This window comes from Flavobacterium tructae (genome assembly GCF_002217475.1).
Taxonomy (GTDB): Bacteria; Bacteroidota; Bacteroidia; order Flavobacteriales; family Flavobacteriaceae; genus Flavobacterium; species Flavobacterium tructae.
The window spans coordinates 18,796-37,709 of record NZ_MUHH01000028.1 but is presented as its reverse complement, the minus strand read 5'-3'; the positions used below and the strand labels follow the sequence as shown (position 1 = coordinate 37,709).

14 protein-coding genes, 2 tRNA genes and 1 riboswitch are annotated in these 18,914 nt (G+C 34.2%); of the genes, 8 read left to right on the top strand and 8 right to left on the bottom strand.

Going from position 1 to position 18,914, the window contains the following annotated elements:
• Window positions 1–433 precede the first annotated feature (433 nt).
• Window positions 434–635, bottom strand: a riboswitch (cobalamin riboswitch).
• A gap of 281 nt (window positions 636–916) precedes the next feature.
• Both B0A80_RS13220 and B0A80_RS13215 read left to right on the top strand, forming a co-directional pair.
• Window positions 917–1,261 (top strand): hypothetical protein, encoded by a 345-nt coding sequence (locus B0A80_RS13220; protein WP_017498262.1) that lies wholly within the window; start codon window positions 917–919, stop codon window positions 1,259–1,261.
• Between the two features lie 4 nt (window positions 1,262–1,265).
• Window positions 1,266–2,384, top strand: coding sequence for a hypothetical protein (locus tag B0A80_RS13215; protein ID WP_089077574.1), 1,119 nt, complete (start codon window positions 1,266–1,268; stop codon window positions 2,382–2,384).
• Between the two features lie 158 nt (window positions 2,385–2,542).
• Here B0A80_RS13215 and kdpA read toward each other — a convergent pair whose 3' ends face one another.
• On the bottom strand, window positions 2,543–4,240 hold the full coding sequence (gene kdpA, locus B0A80_RS13210; RefSeq protein WP_089077573.1) for a potassium-transporting ATPase subunit KdpA: 1,698 nt from the start codon (window positions 4,238–4,240) through the stop codon (window positions 2,543–2,545).
• A gap of 596 nt (window positions 4,241–4,836) precedes the next feature.
• Window positions 4,837–6,024, bottom strand: a complete 1,188-nt coding sequence (locus B0A80_RS13205; protein WP_165769255.1) for an outer membrane protein assembly factor BamB family protein — start codon at window positions 6,022–6,024, stop codon at window positions 4,837–4,839.
• Between the two features lie 360 nt (window positions 6,025–6,384).
• On the opposite strand from B0A80_RS13205, the gene B0A80_RS13200 reads away from it, so the two are divergent.
• Together B0A80_RS13200 and B0A80_RS13195 are read left to right on the top strand one after the other, a co-directional pair.
• The gene (locus B0A80_RS13200; protein ID WP_089077571.1) at window positions 6,385–7,440 is read left to right on the top strand and encodes a serine hydrolase domain-containing protein; all 1,056 of its coding nucleotides are present in this window, start codon (window positions 6,385–6,387) and stop codon (window positions 7,438–7,440) included.
• A gap of 22 nt (window positions 7,441–7,462) precedes the next feature.
• On the top strand, window positions 7,463–8,302 hold the full coding sequence (locus B0A80_RS13195; RefSeq protein ID WP_089077570.1) for a carboxylesterase family protein: 840 nt from the start codon (window positions 7,463–7,465) through the stop codon (window positions 8,300–8,302).
• A gap of 71 nt (window positions 8,303–8,373) precedes the next feature.
• Here the strand turns inward: B0A80_RS13195 and B0A80_RS13190 are convergent, their stop codons facing one another.
• From B0A80_RS13190 to B0A80_RS13175, 4 genes are all read right to left on the bottom strand, one after another.
• Window positions 8,374–9,489 carry a nuclear transport factor 2 family protein gene (locus B0A80_RS13190; protein ID WP_089077569.1) on the bottom strand — a complete coding sequence of 372 codons (1,116 nt, stop codon included), beginning with the start codon at window positions 9,487–9,489 and terminating at the stop codon, window positions 8,374–8,376.
• Window positions 9,490–9,747: 258 nt separating this feature from the next.
• On the bottom strand, window positions 9,748–10,452 hold the full coding sequence (gene deoD / locus B0A80_RS13185) for a purine-nucleoside phosphorylase (RefSeq protein ID WP_089077568.1): 705 nt from the start codon (window positions 10,450–10,452) through the stop codon (window positions 9,748–9,750).
• A 233-nt stretch (window positions 10,453–10,685) separates the two neighbouring features.
• Window positions 10,686–10,763, bottom strand: a tRNA-Val gene (locus B0A80_RS13180).
• Window positions 10,764–10,898: 135 nt separating this feature from the next.
• The gene (locus B0A80_RS13175) at window positions 10,899–11,462 is read right to left on the bottom strand and encodes an adenylate kinase family protein (RefSeq protein WP_089077567.1); all 564 of its coding nucleotides are present in this window, start codon (window positions 11,460–11,462) and stop codon (window positions 10,899–10,901) included.
• Between the two features lie 282 nt (window positions 11,463–11,744).
• Here B0A80_RS13175 and B0A80_RS13170 point away from each other — a divergent pair, with 282 nt between their 5' ends.
• Entirely contained in the window at window positions 11,745–12,377 is a 633-nt protein-coding gene (locus B0A80_RS13170) for an SMI1/KNR4 family protein (protein ID WP_089077566.1), read from the top strand.
• A 269-nt stretch (window positions 12,378–12,646) separates the two neighbouring features.
• On the opposite strand, the gene B0A80_RS13165 is transcribed toward B0A80_RS13170, so the two are convergent.
• A tRNA-Val gene (locus tag B0A80_RS13165) sits at window positions 12,647–12,724 on the bottom strand.
• A 263-nt stretch (window positions 12,725–12,987) separates the two neighbouring features.
• Between B0A80_RS13165 and B0A80_RS13160 the strand changes: the two genes are divergently transcribed.
• Complete coding sequence (locus B0A80_RS13160) at window positions 12,988–14,778, top strand: ABC transporter ATP-binding protein (protein WP_089077565.1); 1,791 nt, start codon at window positions 12,988–12,990, stop codon at window positions 14,776–14,778.
• Between the two features lie 40 nt (window positions 14,779–14,818).
• Entirely contained in the window at window positions 14,819–16,126 is a 1,308-nt protein-coding gene (locus B0A80_RS13155) for a porin family protein (RefSeq protein WP_089077564.1), read from the top strand.
• Between the two features lie 132 nt (window positions 16,127–16,258).
• Here B0A80_RS13155 and B0A80_RS13150 read toward each other — a convergent pair whose 3' ends face one another.
• The gene (locus tag B0A80_RS13150) at window positions 16,259–17,428 is read right to left on the bottom strand and encodes a proline dehydrogenase family protein (RefSeq protein WP_017498538.1); all 1,170 of its coding nucleotides are present in this window, start codon (window positions 17,426–17,428) and stop codon (window positions 16,259–16,261) included.
• A gap of 272 nt (window positions 17,429–17,700) precedes the next feature.
• On the opposite strand from B0A80_RS13150, the gene aroB reads away from it, so the two are divergent.
• On the top strand, window positions 17,701–18,768 hold the full coding sequence (aroB, locus tag B0A80_RS13145) for a 3-dehydroquinate synthase (RefSeq protein ID WP_070908027.1): 1,068 nt from the start codon (window positions 17,701–17,703) through the stop codon (window positions 18,766–18,768).
• The last annotated feature ends 146 nt before the right edge of the window (window positions 18,769–18,914 follow it).

Here is an 18,914-nt window from a genome sequence, read left to right as displayed (position 1 = left end):
GCAGGAGAAATTGAAGGAATAACAAAAGAAGTTTTAATTAAAGTCTTCAACAGAGCGCAATGTTATCCTTGTAAGTGTATACAATCGGGCACCGCCAAACACCCCTGAAATTGTATTGGTTTTTTATTAGAACAGGATTAAAATAAGGGAAGACACCACCAGATAATGCATTCGAAAAATACCGATTCAATACTGATTTCCTTTTCAGAAGTGATGCTCTCAGAGAGAAAAAGCAACTATACAACACTCCCGACTGAAGCAGAATAGAAGCAAAAACGATAACAATAAATAAGAATTCTCTTTTTGTATTATACATCACTTATTGAATTAAGAAAACTCCCGGATGTATAAATTAAAAACGCAATAAGGAAGAATCCCGTCATAAAAATGACAGGTTTCGTTTATTGTTCTTCAACTTTATTCCACGAAAGTCTTAAACTATGTGATTGTGGCAGGTCTCCTGACTTGTTCCATCTTTAAAACAACCTTCTCATCCCGCACGCGGGGCAATGGCATAAGTAACGTTTAAAGACTTGTATAGAACTTACAGTAGCGGGTCTGTTCAGGATTTGCACCTGATTCCCTTTTAACCATTTTTTCTTAAGAAAAAACAGACCAAAATCTGGCGCAAATATATAACTATCTTTTACAATAGCGTAATTCTGAATAAAAAAATGAAATTTTAATATTAATCAATGCGTTACCAAAATTTTAAACTTTTTCCGAAGGTCTATCCAATGGTACCAATTACAGATACATGTTTACTGACTAAACTTCTTTATTTATTTTTAATCTCAATTTTCATAAGTAAAACAATACCCGTAAAAGTTCCTTTTGATCCCTAAATCAGGTATATATACTTGATTTCAAAATATCCTGACTAGTTACTTTTATAAATAACTAAAACTTAAATATTATGGAAACAGTAAAAATCCCTCAAGGGGTTCAGGTTACACTAAATGTAGCGATAAGTTCTGATGCAATTGTTGGTGCTGCTATTCGTTTAAAAGGTGAGGTAACAACTTACCCAGACAATCAATTTTCAGTAATTCTGGGAGATCTTTCAACACTGCAGAATGAAAAAATGACCGTGCAATCCTTGTTTCACGTTGATCAAAATATTGACCAAATAATGGCAACTACCCGATTAGATATTGAAGTTTCTTATGGTGACCAAACCCAGAAGCTAACTGTCAAAAAAAGGAAAATATACAATCAGCTGTTTATAGCATTTGCATACGTTCAATTTACAAAACAATAAAGTTATGAAAAACTATTACTTACTAATAATTATAATAATAGGAAACATTTGGAACAGCAGTGCACAGGAAAAAAATGTTCCATTAAGTGAGTTTCCTATGTCTAACTTGACCAGCCCTGCTTTTCAACTACTGGAAGAGACGGTAACGGATATATATACTCCCGAAAATGTAAAAGCCTTAGCATTACATGTGCAAAACAATTTTGGTGAAAGTATGGCTATAGAAGTAACTCCCTACTTTTTTATTAATACCAAAAGTAAAAAAAGGACCTACGACAGATACATAGGTGTTACGAAAGATAAGGCAACAGGCAACTTAAAACAAAATCCTTTTAGCGGATTAAATACAACGACCCTTTCTTTTGCTTATTTAAAAAAGGATTTTGAAACTATTGCAGGTGACAACAAACGCCAGACCTTTTCTATAGGACTAAGAACAACATTGTTACGTTTTTTTGATAAAGAAAAAATACAGGAAAAGAAACAAAATATTCAACGTGTATTAACTGATAAAGCATTAATGATTCCCGAGGAAATAGCTGCAATAGTAGATGAAAAAGAACAACAAAAAGCTATAGAAAAATTCTTTTTAGAAGAACAAAAAGTAAGAGATCGCTTAAAACCTTTTGAAAAGATAATCAAACCAATTTTCAAACTGGATGCAGCAGCAGCTTATAGCGAACTTTTCAAGGACAATTCTATAAATGGCGGAACAATTAACCGTTTCGGATCATGGCTAACCGGGGAATTTAATTTGATTCTAAATGAGGATAATGAAGAAAGTTCTACCAATAACTATGCAAATCTTCTGTTTATTGGCCGATATATCGAGGATGGCTTTAACATGGATTCTACTACTGTTTATACCACTAATTATTATAGAGATTTCGGAAGTAAATTAAGTTTTGAATTTGGAAAATTTACCTTAGGGTATGAATACATCAAACGGAACGGAACTGTAAAAAGCGAAAGATCTGTAGGTAATATAAGTTTTAGGATAGATAAAAACATAAGTATCACAGGAGCATTTGGAAAGGACTTTCAAAAAGAAGATAACCTTCTGGCGCTTTTTGGAGTAAATTGGGGATTAAATTTTGGCAATTCATCACCATCTCTCGAATAATTAAACTATAAAGAAATAACCCACAAAATCCATTAGATGTAATATAAAATCTGAAATCCTATAAAAAAGAAAGCATACTTGTTTTTTCTTTCAATTAACTGATTAGAAACAAGTATGCTTCTATGTCTTATATTAATAAAAAAATTACAATACTACTACTAAATCATTAGCAAATGTTCCTGTACAGGTCCTAATGCAAAAACAATAAACATGGACATCACAGTCAAAATCATAATGACCATAAATAATAAGGTTCCAAAAATACCCGAATCAACTCTCAAAGTGCCCAGCGAAGGAGCTACGGCTTTTTTAGCACTTAAATAACCAATGATCAAAAATGCTCCAATCATCGGAATAAAGCGACCGGCAAGCATCGTAACCGAAGTGGTTAAATTCCAGAAAGGAGTGTTATCAGCCAGCCCTTCAAACCCGCTTCCATTTCCCGCCATCGAAGACACATACTCATAAACTATGGTGGTAAAACCGTGTGGTCCTGTGTTACTCAGCCACTCAACAGCTTCCGGAACATACAAATAAACGTGAACAGCAATTGCCGAAAATAATAATGGTATCGCCAAAGCGCAAAGGTTTACCAAAACTGCTACCTGAACTTCCTTAATCGAGATTTTTCTGCCAAACAACTCCGGAGTTCGTCCTACCATCAGTGAACCGATAAAAGTGGCTATAATCAGGTAAATAAACATATTGATCCATCCGGTACCCAGCCCTCCAAAAAACGCATCTACCTGCATTCCTATAAACATCCCAATCGAAGACAACGGCATATAACTATCGTGCATACCTGTTATGGTACCAGCCGGGATTATCATATTAACCGCGCTGTAAAAAGAGGAATAATACGTTCCAAAACGCACCTCTTTACCTTCCATATTGGCTGGTGATGAGTCAATTCCCATTGCGCTGAATTTGGGATTAACAGACATTTCACCACAAATTAAGGGAATACAAGTTACTACAAACCCCATCAACATCACTCCCAAAAGCATTCTTGAAAATTTTTTATTGTTGAGATACCGGCCTACGAAAATGATAAAAGACATCGGCAAAAGCCAAACGATAATAGTGTGAATGATGTAGGTAAAAAAGTTAGGATTTTCAAATGGTTGCGCACAGTTGGTTCCAAAAAAGCCGCCACCATTAGATCCTAATTCCTTGATGGGAAGAAAAGCTGCCGCAGGTCCTGTTGACACTACTACTTCTCTGCCTTCAACAGAGGTAATTTTCTCAGGTTCATCAAATGTCATTGGCACGCCGTTAAACAAAAAAAAAGTTGCGGTAATTATACTTAACGGCAACAGTATACGAGTAGATGATTTTACAAAATCGCTATAAAAATTTCCTAATCCTTGTATCGCTTGAGCAGCAAGTCCCCTGACTATTGCTACACCCGCACAAAGACTTGTCGCCGCACTTAAAAACTGTAAAAGCATAAACACGCCTACCTGTGCAAAATAACTCGCTCCTGTCTCTCCTGAATAGTGCTGCAAGTTGGTACTGGTCAAAAAACTAATTGTCGAATTTAACGCCAATGTCCACTCCATACTGTCGATACCAGCCGGGTTTAAGAAAAGTTTTCCCTGGAGCAATAAAATAACAAATCCCCAGAGGAACCATATGAACTGCACAGATAACAATACTTTTAAATATGTTTTCCAATTCATTTGGAGCGTGGGGTCAATTTTACAAAACCGGTATATCAATCGGTCTAATGGATTAATAAAGTCTGTTATGCTTTTTTCATTTGCATATATTTTTTTCATTTCCCGGCCTACAATGACCGACAGCAAAATAACAGTAAGAAGAATACCAAGTGAAACTATTAATTGAGTTAACATATTTTTTTTAAGATTGAGGTTCTTCGCGAAAGCACCAACAACTAGTCCATACGAACAATAAAAATGTTAATCCCTGATTTACAACCAAAAACACTTATAGAAAATACCACTACCTTATCATTTTGATACGATTACACTATCATTTTGATACTATTTCCTTTTTATTCCTGAAAAATCTAAAAGAATAGGAAGCTAAAAATCAAATAATTAATTAGAAAATACTTTTTACGGCACATCATTTGCATAAAAATACAAAAAGTAACTGTGTTTACTTTTATTAAACTTAATTTCCAAAGCCATGAAAAGACATAAAAAAAATGCCGGTTACTTTAAAATTTTTAAACAAGCTACTAAAGAGCGAAGACAAAAAAACAAAATCATACTTACGATACAGATTATTTTTATAACCATTATAACGATTATGGTGTATCAAAGAATTATGACATAGAAATGTATGGCAAAAAAACGAATCAGCTTATACAATATTCTTCAACTTCAGGCAAATAAGTCCGAAATAGTAATAATAAACAACTTATCACTCCCTGAATAAAGCGACACAGAATAAAACCTGAAGAAAACTGATGCGTTTTTTTTGCTTATCGAATCAATTTTAAAAATGCACTATACACATCATCTTTAATTGAGGTTCGCAAATAGACTTCGTTTTCGTCTTTGGTTTTATATTCAAACTGAATCAAAGCCGCATCAGAATAATAAAAAAAGTAATCATCACTCAAGAATTCAAGATTTGAAATAGGTCTCGTTGATAATTTGTATTCAAATGCAATTTCACCATTTGTAATGTCCAATTGAAAAAGCTTATTTTTACGAGTGTATCCCCAAATATTATCACTTTCTTCGACCATATACTCAACATTATCGGCTTTAAAATCCGTTTTCCAAATTTGAGTTCCGGTTTTTGAATCTACAGCGTATATCGAAGAAACTTCAGGTCCTTGTGCGGCAAAATAGACCTTCTTGTCTTTGCAAAAGATACGTTCCTTAATATTATTCTGAGTTTCCTCCAATTTAAACTGCCACAGAACATCTAATTTATCAGGATTTAGAGCAAAAACTACATTTTTTTCATTTGCAGTAAAGATAGCCTCTCCATCGGTTACCAATTTTCCGCGCATGGCTTCCTCAAAGCTCTTTTGAACAAGAAGTTTTCCTGTATTGGCTTCAAAACTATAAACAGAAGTTCCGCTTTGAATAAAAACTTTGTTATTGAATAAAAGAACCGGACTTTCATTATTTTCAGCATCCAGTTTATGATTCCATAATAAACCACCAGTCTTTATATCAAGCCCATAAAGGTTACCGTTTTGGGAGGTTATGAATAATTTTCCCTCATTTATAACCGGAATCTGATTTTTCAGGATGATCTGATCTGTGCTATTCCCCAGTCTTGATTTCCAAAAAACAGCACCACTCTGATTATCAATGGCAAAAATTTCTCCGTTAATAAAAGGAACATACACTACTCCGTCCTGTAATGTGATAGCATTTGCACACAACTCCGTAAAGGAATCTGTTGCTTTTACGGTCCAGTTAATTTTTTCAGACTCTAAATTGAAGGAAAAAAGAGAACCGTCGTAATCGTAAATCAATATCGACTCTTTATCCAATGCAACTTTCGCCAACGGTTTTAGCACTTTATGAGTAACCTTATCATTAATATTGCCTGCAGCTTCCATTTTAACCGGTGCTGAAACGGTTGGTACTTGTCCAAACATATTGGTAACGGCACATGCAAATAAAAGAGTAATTAGATTTTTTTTCATTTTTAGATTTGGGGTTAAATGAACTGATTTCTTTTTATCAAGACGAAATTGCGTTTTAAGTGATTCCATGCTTGATAAATGCTTAAAATTATTACGGTACTAATATAGAAACAATTTTCACTGCTAGATCAATATTCCAGAAATAACAGCTAAAAAAACTTCTTAAGGAATTAAGGATACTTTTTTAGTTCTAACAAATCTGTATACAAGTCATTTCTTCCATGGTTTAAAGAAAATTTCAGCTAAACAAGGACGAGAAATATTTTTAGTTTGTTTTCCAAATCAACCAAATAATTTACTCTAATAATTCTTACATTCGCTCAGGGAAAAGTCAATTGATATCTACTAATAAACAATTTAATGAAACAAACTTTTACACTCTTCAGAATCCTCTTTTTAGTACTTTTTATTAGTTGCAACAATTACGCACAACAAAAAGACGACTTTTCTTCAAAAATTGACAGTCTAATACATACCACAAACCCAAGAAATTTTAACGGAGTAATTGTTATTAAACAAAACGGAAAAATAAAATATGCAAAAGCACATGGTTATTCTGATTTCAACAAGAAAACAGAACTAAAAATTTCTGATAAATTTTCAACCATGTCAATTGCCAAACAAATCACGGCTACACTTATCTTACAAGAAGTAGAAAAAGGAACAATTAATTTAGAAACCCCTATTCGCAAATATTTACCGGAATTAAAATATTCGTGGGCAGATACCATCACTGTTAATCAATTGCTCAACAATACTTCGGGATTAAGCAGTGAAGACATAGACAAACCTCTTAAATTTACTCCGGGAGCTGCTTTTAATTATTCTAATATTGGCTATTATGTAGCGGGACAAGTTTTGGAAAAACAAAGTCATAAAAGTTTTGAAGAGTTAGTAACTGCCTTGTTTAAAAAGTGCGGAATGACCAACAGTTACTACCCAAATGAGACAAACAACACATTTTTAACAAAAGGGCACTCCATAAAAAAAGAGGGTAGTATTAAGCTGAACGAACAATTAAATTTTGATATTCATAATTATTTTGGCAGTCATTTAATTGTTTCGGTTCCTGACTTAGCAAAATGGAATGAATGTCTGCACTCAGGTCAACTATTAAAACCCGCTACTTATAAAATGATGATTGCTTATTCAATCACCAATACCCATCCGCTTTTTGGTGATAAACCAATTGGTTATGGTTATGGATTGCGAATAAATGATAAAACCAATATTATGGAAATCGGACATACAGGTTTTCATCCCAGTGAAGGATTTACAGCGGTCAATTTATACTATCCAAAAACCAAAACCAGCGTTATTGTTATGGAAAATCAAGCATTTGAAAATTTTAGTATTGCTTATTATTTTGAACAGGAAATTAGAAAAATCGTTAGAAAAAGTAATCTGTTGAACTAAAACTCAAATTTATAAAAGCCATATGCGTAAACGAAATTCAAAACAAATTATAGCAGTACTTTTTTTGACTTTAAGTCTAAACTTCTCCTTTGCACAAAGAAAAGAGTTCCGGGAAACCACCGTTGATAGTCTAACTTTCGTAAATAACCGAAAAGCACTGAACAGGCTGAATACCGATAGCTTCCTAAAAAGAATATTTACTAAAGAAAATATAGAAATCCCTTATAGGCTCCTAACGCCAAAGGATAATAGCGATCACCAAAAATACCCTTTAGTCATTACTTTCCACAACTCTACCCGAATTGGAAATGATAATGAAAACCAGCTTGAACCATTCGCGAAAATTTGGCTGAGACCTGAAATTTATACTAAATATCAATGTTATGTAATCGCACCACAATTCAGCGAGCGTTCTTCAAATTATGAAAAGAATAGTGGTGGAATTCAAATTTCAAAACCTTCTCCAGCTGTTTTTGCCTTACTCGAATTAATTCAAAACATTGAAAAAGAATACCCAAACATCGATAAAAACAAGATTTACTTAATTGGATATTCTATGGGTGGATCGACTGCGCAAAATCTACTCAATATAGCGCCAGACCAATTTGCCGCTGCTGTCTCTGTTGCAGCAGTTCCTGATTTTTCCAATCTTAAAAAATTAAGCCAGAAGAACATCTGGCTTATTCATGGAAAAAAAGACGATGACAATCCTTATATCGGAAGCGTTGAATTGTTTGCAAAATTATCTTCAAACAAGAATTTGACTTTTACCACTTTAAATAATTTAAATCATAACAACATTGTGATTCCGTTTTTACTAACCGAAGAGATTCCAAAATGGTTATTTGAAAAGCATAAGTAAATCGTATTTTGATGGATTTAGAACTTGATATTCTTTCCTTAAATGTCTGTGCTGACTGTTGATAAATCCTCTTATTTGTTTTTCTCCATCCACTCAATGATTTTTAAGGCAACACCATTTGAGGATTGAAAATTTTGTCCAGTAACAATTCGATCGTCTTGTTCCACATAAGATTCATTTCTCTTTGAAAATTTAAAATCTCCACCTCTGTCTTCTATAGTCTTCTGAATTAAGAATGGAAAGTGCTTAAAATATTCACCATCTTGTTTTTCGAAAGAATCAGGATAACCGCTTATTCTTTTTCCATCCACTAAGAATTTACCATTTCTGGTTTTCAGGTTAACAATACCGGCTGTTCCGTGACATACCGAAGAAATAATGCCATTATTATCTTCGTACACTTGCATAGCAATACGTTGAATATCTAAACTTTCAGGAACATCATACATGGCACTTCCACCGCCAATATAATGAACAGCTTTATAGTTTTTATAATCAATTTCTTTAGGGCTTACGGTATGTTTTATCGCGTACATAAAATCCTGATCGTATAAGTATTGCTTTTGTAAATTATCAGAGGTATTAATATAAGCTAAAGGAATACTGCCGCCCTTTGGACTCACAAAATCAACAGTATAACCGGCATGTATAAAAGTATCATAAGCATTTACGATCTCAGCGAAACTATTGCCTGTTGAAATGGTAGAATTTCCGTAATAATGTGCATTAGAAACAATAAATAAAATCCTTTTTCCAGATTTATTAGTTGCTTTACTGCTGGCTGCTTTGCTAATTATTCTCCATTCACCCTGAATTTTCTTCAGCAAGAACATATCCATAAATTCCTGTTTTTTTTCTGCAATGATAATTTCAGCCTTTGCAATAGCAATATCATTAAAAAATTCCAGAGAAATAACTCTGCCTACGCGACCGTTAAATTCACCTTTCTTACCTTTTTGAAACCAGGTGACATATTCCGAAGCCGGAACGATCCATAAAGGTTTATCTTTGTGACTTAAAAAAAGACTGGCTTCAGAATAAAAAGCCTTACTAATACTGTCAGGCTGATTGTAAGATGTCCCCTCAATATAGTTTTGAATGCAATTCTGAATTAAAGACTGTTCTGATTGCGAAAAAGATAAATTGGATACTAATGCAAATAAGACTAAAAGGAAAACTCTCTTCATAAACTTGGATTTTAATGGTTTTAAAATATTGCTCAAAACTATACTCATTGCATCTTAAAACGTTCCGGATTTATAATAACGGACTCCAATTTTATACTTTTAGGAGTAAGAATGATTCTTTTTGGTAAATGGCTTCAAAAAAATCGGGCATAAAAAAAACTCCTTAATTTCTTAAGGAGTTTCTTGTTGGAAGATGATGGATTAAAATAAAACCTAATATATTAAGCTATTTCAATTCTTTTATCTTTTTCGATCTGTTTAGGCTAACTGCAATGCGAATTCTATCATTTCTTTAAAAGAATTTTGTCTGTCATCCGCTGACAAAGCCTCTTTTTTAAGGATGTGATCCGATACCGTTAAGATAGCCAAAGCCTTTTTTCTATATTTAGCAGCTATAGAATACAACGCAGCTGTTTCCATGTCAACAGCCAAAACGCCGTAGGTTTTCCAATTTAAAAAAGGATCGCCTAAATGGCTTTCAGTATAGAAAAAATCAGATGTCAATACTGACCCTGTATGAGCTTTTATCTTATTTTGCTCTGCAATTTCATAGGCCTTTTTTAATAATTCAAAATTCGCCGTCGGAGCAAAATCATTGCCGTTAAATTTAAATTTATTCATCCCGGAATCTGTGCACGCACTCATTGCTAAAACAATATCCATCATATTTACATCATCCTGGATAGAACCACAAGACCCCACTCTTACGAGTGTTTCTACACCATACTCTTCGATTAATTCTGTAATATAGATAGAAATTGATGGCATCCCCATACCTGTTCCCTGTACACTAATTCTCTTACCATTATAGAAACCGGTATATCCTAACATTCCTCTAACCTCATTATAGCATATAACGTCTGTTAAAAACGTTTCCGCTATCAGCTTCGCTCTTTTTGGATCACCAGGAAGTAAAACGAAATCTGCTATATCACCCTTTTTTGCGTTATTATGTGCACTCATATTATTATTTTTTAGATTTATAAACTATATTTTCTCCTCTAATTTACTTGATTTGGATACTATTTCAAGCATAATTCTATAACGGATTTTAATGAAAATCAAAGTGATATGAATAAAAACTAATTTGGAGTTGTTCTTGCTTTCACTTCATAAATCCCTGACAACACCTTAATAGAGGTCCCATAAAACAAAAAACCTCCAAAATCAAATGATTTTGAAGGTGTCTTAAAAAGTGGTGGGCGATGAGGGGTTCGAACCCCCGACCCCCTCGGTGTAAACGAGGTGCTCTGAACCAGCTGAGCTAATCGCCCTATTTTATTAGGTTGCTATCATTTCGTGATTGCGAGTGCAAATATACAGCTAGATTTTGTATTTGCAAGCATTTTTCGAAAAAAAATCAACTAATTTTAACTTAACACCCCTACCCGCTTCATAGTCAATACCTTTTATAAACTATTTTTTATTCGTTCTGTTATTTCGTCAATTGCTCCCAGCCCATCAAAAGTCAAAACTTTAATTTTAGACTTCATATATTCGATTGCAGGCCGGGTCAAAGTTTCAAAAACTTTAATTCTCTTCAGATGAATTTCAACATCTTTATCGTCTTTTCGATTAGACGTTTCGGCTCTTTTTTGTGCTCTTTTTAAAAGTTCTTCTTTTGGAACTTCTATATTAATTACCTTATCTATTTCCATATTCTTGGATGCAACAAGTTCCATCAAATCGTTAACCTGAGGTTCAGTTCTCGGATAACCATCCAAAATAATCCCTTTAGCTGAACTGTTTTCATCCAGAATTTTACTAAAAAGATCTTTCATAATGGAATCAGGCACTAAGTCTCCTTTTTCCTCATATTGAGACATTATTTTTCCGATCTCTGTTTTATTCTGTTTTTCCAGACGGCATCGGTCTCCAGTTGAAATATGCTTAAACTTAAGTTCTTCTTTTAAAATTTCACATTGAGTACCTTTTCCTGAATACGGAGGCCCCATTATTACTAATATTTCCATTTATGTGGTGTTTTTATTTTTCTTTATTGTCTTCACAAAAATCCAAACATTGTTTCGACTTTGCAAGACATCACAAATTTACAAGAAATGCAAATTATTTCATAGACATAAAATGACAACTTAAATTACTTTAGAGATCTTCCTGATAAATAAATCTTTTTTTTATTTAGATAATAATTACATCCTGGTACTTGGTGATTCATTTGGAGAAACCATTACTTTTGATGAGATTCCAATTAAACAAAGCAATTAAATCACAACTTAAATTAATTAATAAAAAAAATGGAAACCAAAATAATAAATAATCTTATAAATGCTTTTGAAGCCAAACTGGACATTTTGAATGTTTTTATGAATATGGGTGCAAGCACTGATGAAATAGAAAATTTGCAAAATACCATAAAACAAAAACTACCGGGATCATATATTCAATTATTAAAAAAATATAATGGGGAAAAACGTATCCTAGGATTTATGGCTGGGTTTGGATATTCAAGCATTGAAGATGTTATAAGAGATTGGGCTTTTTTTAAAAATGCACCAGAAACACAGCCAGCAGGAATCAATCAACTTAAAAAGATAAAAAACACTCTATATTCCCCTAAAAGAATTCCTTTTGCTCATGATGGCTCCGGAAATTTTATCTGCATAGATTATGATCCAAATTTTGATGGAATCTCGGGGCAAATACTGTATTTGCCAGCAGGAGATCCCGAGCCAATTTCTGTCATTGCAGATAATTTTGATAATTTTTTAACTCTCATTATTGAAAAAATTGAATCTGAAGAATTAGAGTTAATCGACGAGAGAGAAGATTGGGACGAGGAAGACTGGGATAAAGCTGAGATCAACTTTTGCAAAACGTGGAAAGACGACTGGACTGATATAGCAGAAGAGTATAATTCAAAACTTTGATTTTTATTGAATTTTCAAAACTTTCCAATTTCACTTTTCTGTTTATGCAATACCTTAAAACTAACCGTAAGAAACCATAAGACAATTAAAAACAAAGTTCGTAAAACTGATAATCCATAAATCTCTATGAACTTTGTTTTTTTTTTAGATTAGTAATAAAAAAACAATAGTACTCTTTGTGGTTCAAATCTGCTTTTCCAAGATTAATTCCACAAAAAGCTATAAAATAAAAAACCTCCAACATCAATTGACTTTGGAGGTGGTATTATTGGTGGGCGATGAGGGGTTCGAACCCCCGACCCCCTCGGTGTAAACGAGGTGCTCTGAACCAGCTGAGCTAATCGCCCTATTTTACTAGGTTGCTATCGTTTGTGATTGCGAGTGCAAACTTACGACTAGATTTTGTATTTACAAGCTTATTTTGAAGAAAAATTACATCATTTTGCAAAATAATTTTTAGTAATCTATTTATCAATCTTTTAAAACAGAAATATTTTTCATCATTTTTTGCCATTTAGTTAAAAAACGAAATCTCAAAGCCTAATTTCGAATATTCTTTTGTATTCACTGGCTATAATCATACATTTGCATACCTTAATAGTACACTCAAATGCCTAGATATCAAGAAAACGATTTACCTAAAGCTAAATTAGACTCTAATTCACTTCAAAAAGCACTACGAATTTTTAAATACGGTAAAAATCACAAATGGAAATTCTTTCTGGGATTGATTTTTCTCTTATTAACCAGCGCCACTGCCCTGGCCTTTCCGAAATTAATGGGTATGCTCGTGGATTGCGTTACCAATAAAAATCTCAACAGAGCCAATGAAATTGCAGTTGGACTTATGGTAATCCTTACGCTGCAAGCTATTTTCTCTTTTTTCAGAATTTCGCTTTTTGTGAATTTTACTGAAAATTCACTTTCAAACATCCGTTTTGCTTTGTATGAAAACTTAGTAAAATTACCGATGTCATTTTATTCTCAAAAACGCGTTGGAGAACTAAACAGCCGAATCAGTGCTGATATTTCACAACTACAGGATACTTTCACTACGACCATTGCTGAGTTTTTACGTCAGTTGATCCTAATTATTGGTGGATTTGTTATTTTAGGTAACATCAGTCCAAAGTTAACTTTAATGATGCTGGCTATTGTACCCGTGGTCGCTGTAGCGGCAGTTGTTTTTGGAAGATTTATTCGCAAGTACGGAAAGAAAACACAGGATAAAGTAGCCGAAAGTCAGGTAATTGTTGAAGAAACGCTGCAAGGAATAAGCAATGTAAAAGCTTTTGCCAACGAATGGTACGAAATTCAGCGTTATAAAAATAAAATCAAAGAAATTGTAAAAATCGCTATTAAAGGCGGTCAATACAGAGGATACTTCGCTTCTTTTATCATTCTTTGCCTTTTTGGCTGTGTGGTTGCCGTGGTTTGGTACGGAATCACCTTAACGATTAAAGGTGAAGTGGAAGGCGTAGGAGATTTAATTTCTTTTGTACTTTACACCACATTTATTGGCGCTTCTTTTGGCGGAATTGCCGAAATGTATGCGCAGATCCAAAAAGCAGTTGGTGCAACGGAACGTGTTTTTGAATTATTGGAAGAAACTCCGGAGGATATCAATGCCAAAACAAGAACTACCCCAATTGAAAAAATCAAAGGAAATCTTTCCTTCAAAAATGTCGCTTTCAGTTATCCTTCCAGAAAAGAAGTTGAGGTATTAAAAGAGGTAAATTTCACTGCCGAGTTCGGTCAGAAAATTGCGATTGTAGGCCCTAGTGGTGCAGGAAAATCGACTATCTCTTCGCTCCTTTTACGTTTTTACGATCGAACATCTGGCGACATTACTGTTGATGGAAAAAGTATTTATGACTACGACTTAGAAGAGCTTCGCGGAAATATGAGTATCGTTCCTCAGGATGTTATTCTGTTTGGTGGAACCATTAGAGAAAACATTGCTTACGGAAAACCGGATGCTACCAATGAAGAAATTATAGCCGCGGCAAAACAAGCCAATGCTTTTAATTTTGTGGAAGGTTTCCCTGAGAAATTCGAAACCTTAGTAGGAGAACGCGGCGTAAAATTATCGGGTGGACAGCGTCAGCGCATTGCAATCGCAAGAGCATTGCTTAAAAACCCAAGTATTTTAATATTAGATGAAGCAACATCATCTTTAGACAGTGAGAGTGAAAAACTGGTTCAGGAAGCATTGGAAGTTTTAATGGAAGGAAGAACAAGCATCATCATCGCACACCGACTTTCGACTATTAGAAACGCCGATAAAATTCTGGTTTTAGATCATGGAAGAATTACCGAAGAAGGTACACATCAGGAATTAATCAACCTGGAAAACGGAACTTATAAAAACTTAAGCAACCTTCAGTTCAGTAACTCCTAATTAGAATGTAAGCAGTATTAACTAACCTTAAACCAAAGAAATGCCACATTTAAGAATCGTTTTAATTTTATTATTTATTGTTGTAAATACCATCAATGTTCTTGCACAGGAAAAACCTTTTAATGTGGTTAATATTTCCAAAGACGGATCGCAATACATCAAATTTGGAATAAACCTTCAGGTTTGGGGAAGATATGCCGAATTGAACGAAGGAAGTAAAATTGGTACAAATGAAGTTAGTGATACCTACGATATCGTCATCAGACGTTTGCGTTTGCAGGCAATGGGAATGCTGACGGAGAATATTTTCTTTCATCTTCAGCTGGGACAGAACAATATTAATTTCACACAAAACAACGGACCTTCAAATGCACCGCTTTCAGTTATGGATGCTTTAGGAGAATATCATTTTAGCAAAAAACTTCATATTGGCGGTGGACTGACAGCCTGGGGAGCCGGAACAACTCGTTATTCAGCGAATAGTTCTTCCTCACATCTTACTCTGGATACGCCAATGTACCAGCAGTTTACTAATATTTCATCGACATTCGGAAACCGAAATCTAAGTATTTATGCTAAAGGTGATCTAGGCAAATTTAATTATCGTGCCGCTATTACCAATCCATACCGAAATACAACTGACAATCTGGGAATCAATTCTTCGGTAAGCACACAAACACCAAGAGCGCAATATGCAGGAATCCTAACCTACTCGTTCTACGACAAAGAATCTCTTGAAGATGCCTACCACAAAGGAACGTATTTAGGAACAAAGAAAATCTTTAATATCGCACTAGGTTATATGACTCAAGCCAAAGCCATGTGGCATTTAACTCCTAATGCAACTATCGCATACGACGATATGCGAATACTGGGTTTTGATGTTTTTTACGACAGTCCGATCAACAGTAAAGGCGCAGCTATAACTGCTTACGCGGCTTTTAACAATAATAACTACGGAAAAAACTACATCCAGTCTGTTAATACGCCCAATCCCGCTATAGGCGACAATTCTCTGATAAACGGCTCAGGTGCCGGATTTATTGGTGTAGGAACCGGAAATATTTATTACGCTCAGTTAGGATATCTTTTTGGAAAATCAGATAACGAATCCAAAAAAGGCCGTTTCCAGCCGTATGCTGCCACACAAATTGCAGACTTAGAAGCACTAGACACTCCAATGGCGATGTATGAATTAGGTGTAAATTACTACACTACAGGCACTTTGGGACCAAAATTCAGTTTAAACTATCAAAACAGAGCCGTTTATGACAAAAGCCTTACAGGTGCTTACAAACAAAGTGACCGATTAGGAATGGTCGTTTTACAATGCCAGGTTTCATTTTAATTCAATACCCAAATCCTGACAGGCTTTAAAAACCTATCAGATTTACTACATAAATCAAATCAATAAAAAATCCCAAATCCCAATCGTAACAATTGGAATTTGGGATTTTTTATATTGGAATTTTACTTTAATTTATTTTCCTTTTCTTCTTTTGCGTTCCGCTTTAATCATAGACAATTCGCGGCTGGTTTGACCCGCAACTGAAGTATTCTCTTCTGCACGACGAATCAGGTAAGGCATAACATCTTTTACTGGTCCGAAAGGTAAATATTTTGCAACATTATAGCCATTCTCTGCTAAATTGTAACTGATATTATCACTCATTCCATACAATTGTCCAAACCAGATTTTAGTATCATTTTTCGCAATTCCTTTTTCCTGCATGATTTCCATCAATTTATAAGAACTCAATTCGTTGTGAGTCCCTGCAAAAATGGACATACTTTCTAAATGTTCCGCCATATAACGTATAGCAGCGTCATAATTAATATCTGTAGCTTCTTTAGAAACACAAATTGGGGAAACGTAATTTTTCTCTTCTGCACGTTTGTTTTCTTTCTCCATATAAGCACCACGAACGATCTTCATTCCTATAAAGAAACCTTCATTCTTAGCCACTTCATGCAGTTTTTTCAAATAATCCAAACGATCCCAACGGTACATTTGCAAAGTATTGAAAACAATCGCTTTTTCTTTATTGTATTTACGCATCATGTCGGTAACCAAATCATCAGCCGCATCCTGCATCCAGCTTTCTTCTCCGTCAATTAGCAAAGCCACATCTTTTCTGTGAGCTTCAGCACAAACATGGTCAAAACGGGCTACTACTCTATCCCACTCTGCTTGTTCTGTTGGAGAAAGCGTTTGTTTCTCTCCTAATTTTTCATATAATTCGAAACGTCCAAAACCGGTTGGCTTAAATACTGCAAATGGAATCGCCAGACGTTCTTTTGCAAATTCAATGGTTTTTAAAGTCATTTCTAAAGCAGCATCAAACTGCTCTTCCTCTTCTTTTCCTTCAACTGAATAATCCAACACTGATGAAACACCTTTAGTAAACATTTTGTCTACCACTGTAATACAATCGTCTTCGTTTACACCACCACAAAAATGGTCAAAAACGGTTGCACGAATCAACCCTTCTACAGGAAGATGCGCTTTAATAGCAAAATTAGTAACAGCGGTTCCTATCCTCACCAAAGGCTGGCTGTCGATCATTTTAAAAAGAAAATAAGCTCTGTCAAGTTCCGTATCACTTTTTAGCGAAAATGCAACCTGAGTGTTATCAAATATTTTTTCCATTAAGGTCAGTTTTTTATGCAAATATAGATAGAGTTTTGAATATTCGTCAATAATCACTATCCTATTTTTCAATATCATTAACAACATTGTTATATTTTTACAGCTTGCAACACAAGAGTTTGCCTCATAACAATCTTTTTGAAAGAAAATTACAGATAAACACCTTAAAACCTTATATAGAATGATTCGTTTTAATACAAATTAGAACAAAACTTTGAATATTATTTAGTTAAAAATGCCTTATTTTGCGGTTTCAATTCAACGACAGAGATATGCAATCTATTCAGGCCAATAATTATTTGGTGCATTTTAACCAAAATGCATACGAAGCTTTAAACCATCACTTAAAAGAAAGTAAATATTCAAACGTGTTTATTATAGTTGATAATCAAACCAATGAGTATTGTTTACCAAAGTTTTTACCTTTATTAGAAACAGATCTGACCATTGAGATCATTGAATTTGAAGCAGGAGAAATCAATAAAAATATTGAAACCTGTATTGAAGTATGGAAAGTCCTGACAGAACTTGGTGCCGACAGAAAATCACTTGTCATTAATCTTGGCGGTGGTGTTGTAACTGATTTGGGAGGTTTTGTCGCTTCGACTTTTAAGCGCGGAGTAGATTTTATCAATATCCCAACTACCTTATTATCTATGGTTGATGCTTCCGTTGGAGGAAAAACCGGAGTAGATTTAGGAAATTTAAAAAACCAAATTGGTGTAATTAACGTACCTCAAATGGTATTAATTGATACACAATATCTTGAAACGCTGCCACAAAACGAAATGCGTTCCGGTCTTGCCGAAATGCTAAAACACGGATTGATTTACGATTCCGCCTACTGGAAGCAGTTTTTAGATTTAAATTCAATTGATTACGCTGATTTTGACGAATTGATTTACCGTTCTGTAGAGATAAAAAATGACATTGTCATTCAGGATCCAACCGAAAAGAACATTCGTAAAGCCCTTAATTTCGGACATACCTTAGGGCATGCCATCGAAGGTTACTTTTTAGAAAGTGAAACAAAAACGACACTATTACACGGTGAAGCCATTGCGATCGGAATGATACTGGAAAGTTATATTTCACTGCACAAAAACTTAATCTCAGCAGCAGAATATGCCGAAATTAAAACCGCAATTAAGAGTATTTACGACGACGTAAAAATCGAAGAAAACGACATCGATCCGATCCTCGAATTGCTGATTCACGACAAAAAAAATGAGTACGGCTTAATTCAATTTGCCTTAATCGAAGGAATCGGAAAAATAAAAATTAACCAATCGGTTGAAAATAAATTGATTCTAGACGCGTTTCAGGATTATAAATCTTAAACTTTTTTTAATAAAAAAGCTTTGCTTTAGGTATATATTATTTTTTACATTTGCCACGATGAAAACGAACAGTAAACAAAGACATTTTAACTCTTACAGAAACCGCCTCAACAGTTCTTTATTAAGAATGTTGAACCGTTTTTATA